The 6,600-nt window shown below is 74.9% G+C and carries 5 protein-coding genes; 4 read left to right on the top strand and 1 reads right to left on the bottom strand.

Features of this window, described 5'->3' with window-relative positions; genetic code table 11:
* Positions 1-230: 230 nt before the first annotated feature.
* On the bottom strand, positions 231-1,139 hold the full coding sequence (locus AB0953_RS19860; protein ID WP_366860792.1) for a hypothetical protein: 909 nt from the start codon (positions 1,137-1,139) through the stop codon (positions 231-233).
* 149 nt (positions 1,140-1,288) lie between these two features.
* Between AB0953_RS19860 and AB0953_RS19855 the strand changes: the two genes are divergently transcribed.
* The 4 genes from AB0953_RS19855 (at position 1,289) to pepN (ending at position 6,525) form a co-directional block, all read left to right on the top strand.
* Positions 1,289-2,071 (top strand): serine protease, encoded by a 783-nt coding sequence (locus AB0953_RS19855; protein ID WP_366860791.1) that lies wholly within the window; start codon positions 1,289-1,291, stop codon positions 2,069-2,071.
* Positions 2,072-3,032: 961 nt separating this feature from the next.
* Complete coding sequence (locus AB0953_RS19850; protein WP_366860790.1) at positions 3,033-3,269, top strand: hypothetical protein; 237 nt, start codon at positions 3,033-3,035, stop codon at positions 3,267-3,269.
* A 371-nt stretch (positions 3,270-3,640) separates the two neighbouring features.
* Complete coding sequence (locus AB0953_RS19845) at positions 3,641-3,961, top strand: chorismate mutase (RefSeq protein WP_366860789.1); 321 nt, start codon at positions 3,641-3,643, stop codon at positions 3,959-3,961.
* 35 nt (positions 3,962-3,996) lie between these two features.
* Complete coding sequence (gene pepN / locus AB0953_RS19840; RefSeq protein WP_366860788.1) at positions 3,997-6,525, top strand: aminopeptidase N; 2,529 nt, start codon at positions 3,997-3,999, stop codon at positions 6,523-6,525.
* The last annotated feature ends 75 nt before the right edge of the window (positions 6,526-6,600 follow it).

Raw genomic sequence — 6,600 nt, 5'->3', positions numbered from 1 at the left:
GGCGCCCTTGTACTGGACGTACTCGGGTGCACCGCCAACGCGGCGAGGTGCGGTGCCGGGCGGCGCGGGTCAGGCAAGATCCGGAAGAGACGGCCTAGACGCCCCCGGCCGCCGGGACGCGAAACGGCCCCGGCCCCCTGGCGAGGGGTCGGGACCGGCCCGGCATCGCTGCGATGGGGTATCACTACCCACCCCGGCCACCGGCTCAACCGCGCTCCTGCCGCGAGTTGCTACGTGTCGCAGTCCAGGACCGTGCGGCACAGTCCGCACCGGGCCCGCAGGGGTCCTGCGACCGGTACGCGGAGCCGCTGTTCGCACACCGGGCAGCAGAAGCTCACCCGCAGCCGCCCGCCGCCGTCCCGCTCGAAGCGGTATCCGGCCCCGGGCGAGGCGGCCCCGGCGGCGCGGTCGTGCAGGTAGCGGCGCCGCTGCGCGCGGTCCGCGGCGGCGAGCGGGGCCCGGCGCAGGTCCCGCTCCGCGAGCGCGCGCCCGCGCACGTAGGCCTCGTACGCCTGCGGGCCGGTGAACCAGGCGGACAGGTCCTCGCCGAGCAGCAGGGCGCGCTTGCCGAGGACGTAGCCGAACTCCTCCGGGGTGAGGTAGCCGAGCTTCTGGCTGCTGTGGCGGTCCTCGCGGTAGGCGTCCAGGAGCAGCCAGCCGACACCCAGGTAGGCGGCGGCGGTGTCGGTGAGGAGCTCGTTGCCGGCGGTGTCGGGGAAGCGCAGGCCCAGCCGGTGCAGCAGGACGTGCGTGGCCTCGTGGGCCAGGGCGGCCGCCAGATCACGGCGGTGGGTGCGGAAGCGGTCGTTGACCTCGACGAAGTACTCGGGGCCCGCGGCGAGTTCGACGGTGGCCGCCTCCGGCATGTCGCGGAACGCGACCACCATCCTGGCGTCGGGCAGCCGCAGGGCGGCCGCGACCGCCGAGGCCACGCGGTGCGCGCCGAGGTGGAGGTCGTCGGCGGCGGTGAAGGCGGCGTCGGCGGGGGAGAGCGGCGCGGCGTAGGAGCGCAGCCCGTCGGGCGGCAGCCGCCGCAGCAGGGCGGGGATCGCGGCGCGGACGGTCGCCAGGTGCGGGAAGCCGTGCTCGACGGGCCCCGGCCCGGGCCCGCCCCGGCGTCGGGCGGACGGGCGCCTCACCGCGCACGCCCCCTCGTACGGCAGGCGGCGCCAGGTTGTCCGAAAAGGAGTTCTTGAGCCCCCGTCAGGCACGGGTATGACATGTACAAGTCAGTCGAGTCATTCACCCGATGACGCGATGCACCGCCCAACCCCCCACGAAAGGCAGTGTGTTGACCGTGTCCACCCTTGGCACCCTCCTCAAGCGCGCCCTCGCCGTCGGCGCCGTCGCCCTCGCCGCCGTCAGCCTCCAGCCCGGCAGCGCGGGCGCCGCCCCCGCCCCCGTCGTCGGCGGCACGCGCGCCGCGCAGGGCGAGTTCCCCTTCATGGTCCGGCTCTCCATGGGCTGCGGCGGCGCCCTCTACACTCAGCAGATCGTCCTCACCGCCGCCCACTGCGTGAACGGCTCCGGCAGCAACACCTCCATCACCGCCACCGCCGGAGTCGTCGACCTCCAGAGCTCCAGCGCCATCAAGGTCAAGTCCACCAAGGTCCTCCAGGCCCCCGGCTACAACGGACAGGGCAAGGACTGGGCCCTGATCAAGCTCGCCAAGCCGGTCAACCTGCCCACGCTCAAGATCGCGGACACCAAGGCCTACGACAACGGCACCTTCACCGTCGCCGGCTGGGGCGCCGCCCGCGAAGGCGGCGGCCAGCAGCGCTACCTGCTCAAGGCCACCGTCCCCTTCGTCTCCGACGCCGCCTGCCAGAGCGCGTACGGCAGCTCCCTCGTCCCCGCCGAGGAGATCTGCGCCGGCTACGACCAGGGCGGCGTCGACACCTGCCAGGGCGACTCCGGCGGCCCCATGTTCCGCCGCGACGACACCAACGCCTGGATCCAGGTCGGCATCGTCAGCTGGGGCGAGGGCTGCGCACGGGCCGGCTACCCGGGCGTCTACACCGAGGTGTCCACCTTCGCCGCGGACATCAAGGCGGCCGCAGCCACCCTCTGACCACCGCCCGAGCCCGAAACCCTGACCTCGGGCCGACGCCGGCTCCCCAGCCGCCCCGGACCCGGGCCGGGGCATCGGAGCCAGCCCCCGGTCCGGCCTGGACACCCGCTCCGGCGCCGAACTCGCGACCGTCCGGCGCCCGCCACCCGGCCCCCGGCCCGACCCCGGCTCCCGGCCCGACCCCGGCCCCGGCTCCCGGCCCGACCCCGGCCCCGGCTCCCGGCCCGACCCCGGGCCGGGAGCCCGGCCTGGCCGGGACACGGGGCCGGGCCCCGGGCTCGCCACCGGCCCGGTGGTCGGCTCCTTGGCCTGCCCCAGCCCTCGCACCGGCTCCGGCGCTCGGTCCGCCCTTGGACCCGGCACCCCGTCCGGGCTGGACATGGGGTCGGGCTCCGGGCTCGCCACCGGCCTCAGGCCGGTGTTCGGCTCCTGAGCAGGCCCCTGCCCCGGCGGTTGCTCCGCCGTTGGGCCGGGCCCCCGGTCCGGCTTCGAAACGGGGTCTGGCCCGGGCCTGGGTGCCGGCCTGAGCCCTGTGTTCGGCTTCCGGGCCGGCATCGGCCGCGGCGCTTGGTCCGGCGTTGGGCCCGGCCCCCGGTCCGGCACCGGCCTGGACACGGGATCCGGCACCAAGCTCGATACCGGCCTGCGCCCCGTGTCCGGCCCCCGGCTCGATACCGGGTGCGGTACCAGCTCTGGCATCGGCGCTTGGTCCGACATAGGGCCCGGCACCCGGTCCGACATGCTGGCCGGCACTCGGTTCAGCACCCGGTCCGGCCGCAAGCCAGGCACCCGCTCCGACACTGGTACCCGGCTCGGCAGGCGGTCCGGGGCCGGGCCTGCCGCCCTTTGGCGGCCGTGTGTCCGAGCAGGCGGTAGTGGCGGTGCGGCGGCGCCACCGTGACCCGCCGACGGCGGGACCGCCGGGGCCAAGAGCCGCTCCGGCCACCACACCCCTCGCATCGTGATCGCCACCACCTTCGGCCTCGACGGGCACGTCCACGCGGCGCTCCAAGCCGAAGCATCCGCCCCCGCCCTGAAGGACGCCACCCCCACGCCCCCGGTTGACCGGTCCCGGCCCCCGAGGAAGCCCGAGCCGCGAGGCGGGGCGACAGCGGACGCCGCGGAGGCTGCCGCGGCCGCGGCCGGGGGGGAGGAGGACGGCGCCCGCGGCGCGGGCGGGAGGACCCCGCGCCTGTGATCCCGGGAGAGATCCGGCGGGCGGACCGGGCCCGGACACAGCGGGCCCGGACCACGGCGGGCCCGGACCACGGCGTGCCCGGGCCAGAGAGGCCCGTAGAGCGGGACCAGGGCGGGCCAAGGCTCAGGCGGGACCGGGGTGGAGCCGGGCCACGGCCAGGGCGGGCCCGGCGGCCCCGAGGCGGGACCGGCTCGTGGCGGCCGGGGCGGGGGACCGGCTCGTGGCGGCCGGGGCGGGGCGGCGGGGCGGGTGGAGTCGGGGTAGCGGGGCGGGTGGAGTCGGGGTGGCGGGGCGGCCGGAAATGGCTCATGGCGTCTCACAGGACGGCTGCCCCCTCCCAGCCCCCCGCCTCCCACGTAAGCTCAACCACCATGAACAACAGCCACCCCGACGCCCCCGACGAGAACGTCACCGCAGAACTCGCCCGCCTGCGCGACAGCATCGACAACATCGACGCCGCCGTGGTCCACATGCTCGCCGAACGCTTCAAGTGCACGCAGCAGGTAGGCCACCTGAAGGCCAAGCACCACCTGCCCCCCGCCGACCCCCAGCGCGAGGCCAGCCAGATCGCCCGTCTGCGCCAGCTCGCCGAGAACGCCAAACTCGACCCCGCGTTCGCCGAGAAGCTCCTCAACTTCATCATTGCCGAGGTCATCCGCCACCACGAGACGATCGCTGCGCGCGAAGACTGAAGGGCCCGGGCCCACCCTTCGGGCAGCATGGGCCCATGTCCGCACTGACGCGCAACGAAGCGCACACCCGAGCCCGGCTCCTCGACGTCCACCACTACGCGGTCACCCTCGACCTCACCGGCGGCGACGACACCTTCGACTCCACCACCGTCATCCGGTTCGCCGCCCGCACCGCCGGCGACACCTTCGTGGAGCTGAAACCGGACGAACTGCGCTCCGCCCACCTCGACGGCCACCCCCTCGACCCGGCCGCCCTCACCGGCAACCGGCTCCCGCTCACCGGCCTCACCGAGGGCCCCCACGAGCTGCGCGTCGACACCCGCATGCGCTACTCCCGCACCGGTGAAGGCCTGCACCGCTTCACCGACCCCGCGGACGGCGAGACGTACGTCTACACCCAGATGTTCATGGACGACGTCCAGCGCGTCTTCGCGGCCTTCGACCAGCCCGACCTCAAGGCCGTCTTCGCCTTCACCGTCACCGCCCCCGCCCACTGGACCGTCCTCGCCAACGGCATCACCCACCGCACCGGCACCCGCCCCGCCACCGGCGACAGTGCCGCCGCCGGCATCTGGACCTCCGCCCCCACCCCCGTCATCTCCACCTACCTCGCCGCCGTCGCCGCAGGCCCCTGGCACAGCATCCGCACCGAGCACGCCGGCCTGCCCTTCGGCATCCACTGCCGCAAGTCCCTCGCCCCCCACCTCGACGCCGACGCCGACGAAATCCTCTCCCTCACCACCGCCTGCTACGACCGCTACCACGAGAAGTTCACCGAGCCCTACCCCTTCGACTCCTACGACCAGGCCTTCGTCCCCGAGTTCAACGCCGGCGCCATGGAGAACCCCGGCCTGGTCACCTTCCGCGACGAATTCGTCTTCCGCTCCGCCGTCACCGACTCCGAACGCCAGCGCCGCGGCATGGTCATCGCCCACGAGATGGCCCACATGTGGTTCGGCGACCTCGTCACCCTCCGCTGGTGGGACGACATCTGGCTCAACGAGTCCTTCGCCGAGTACATGGGCTACCAGACCCTCGCCGAAGCCACCCGCTTCACCGGCACCTGGACCGAATTCGGCATGGAGCGCAAGCCCTGGGGATACGACGCCGACCAGCGCCCCTCCACCCACCCCGTCGCCCCCGACGCCGAAGCCGTCCCCGACACCGCCTCCGCCCTCCTCAACTTCGACGGCATCTCCTACGCCAAGGGCGCCTCCGCCCTGCGCCAGCTCGTCGCCTGGCTCGGCGAGAAGGACTTCCTCGCCGGCATCAACACCCACTTCGCCCGCCACAAGTTCGCCAACGCCTCCCTCGCCGACTTCGTCGACTCCCTCGCCGCCCACACCGACCGCGACGTCCACGCCTGGGCCGACGCCTGGCTGCGCACCACCGGAGTCGACACCCTCACCCCCCGCATCGAGGAGGACCACGGCGGCTGGACCCTCACCGTCGACCACAAGGGCACCCGTCCCCACCACATCGCCGTCGGCCTCTACGACCGCGACGCCGACGGCACCCTCGCCGCCCGCCGCCCCGTCACCCTCGACGTCCCCTCCGACGAGGTCCTCTCCGCCGACGGCCCCCGCCCCGCCCTCCTCGTCCTCAACGACGGCGACCTCGGCTACGCCAAGGTCCGCCTCGACGACACCTCCGTCGAAACCGCCCTGCGCAGCCTGTCCGCCATCCCCGACCCGCTCACCCGCGCCGTCGTCTGGAACTCCCTGCGCGACATGGTCCGCGACGGCGAACTCGAACCCGCCGCCTACCTCGCCACCGCCGAAGCCCACCTGCCCGACGAGCCCGACCTCGCCGTCGTCCAGGGCGTCCTGGCCTTCGCCCGCCGCCACATCGCCGACCGCTACCTCGCCCCCGGCGAACGCACCGTTGCCCTCACCACCCTCAGCGCCACCGCCCGCGCCCTGCTGCGCCGCACCGAGGACGGCACCGACCCCGGCATGCGGCTCGCCGCCGTACGGGCCCTCATCGACAGCGCCACCCAGCCCGACACCCTCACCGCCTGGCTGGACGAGGACACCGTCCCCGGCGGCCCCGAACTCGACCCCGAGCTGCGCTGGCGCATCCTCGCCCGCCTCAGCGCCCTCGGCGCCGTCGGCGAGCGCGACATCGACGCCGCCCTGGCCGCCGACCCCAGCGCCACCGGCGAGGAAGGCGCCGCCCGCTGCCGCGCCGCGCTGCCCACCGCCGAGGCCAAGGCCGCCGCCTGGGCCCGCCTGTTCCACGACGACAGCCTCTCCAACTACCTCTTCACCGCCACCGCCCAGGGCTTCTGGCAGCCCGAACAGGCCGACCTCGTACGGGACTACGTGCCCCGCTTCTACCCCGAGGCCACCGCCCTCGCCACCCGGCGGGGCCCGGCCATCGCCGAAGCCGCGGCCCGCCACGCGTTCCCCGCGTACGCCATCGACCCCGGGCACCTCGAAGCCGGGCGGGCCTGCCTCGCCGACCCCGACCTGACCCCGCGGCTGCGCCGGGGGCTCGTCGACCAGCTGGACGACCTCGCCCGCGCCCTGCGCATCCGCACGCCGAACCAGCCCACCGCCTGACCCGGCGCCGCTGCCGCTGTTCCGCTGCGCGGAGCCTGTCCCCTCCCCGCCCCTTCCCGAACCGGGCTCCGCCCG

The sequence above is a fragment of the Streptomyces sp. NPDC046866 genome (genome assembly GCF_040704625.1).
In the GTDB taxonomy this organism is placed as follows: Bacteria; Actinomycetota; Actinomycetes; order Streptomycetales; family Streptomycetaceae; genus Streptomyces.
This window is presented reverse-complemented; position numbering and strand designations above follow the sequence as displayed.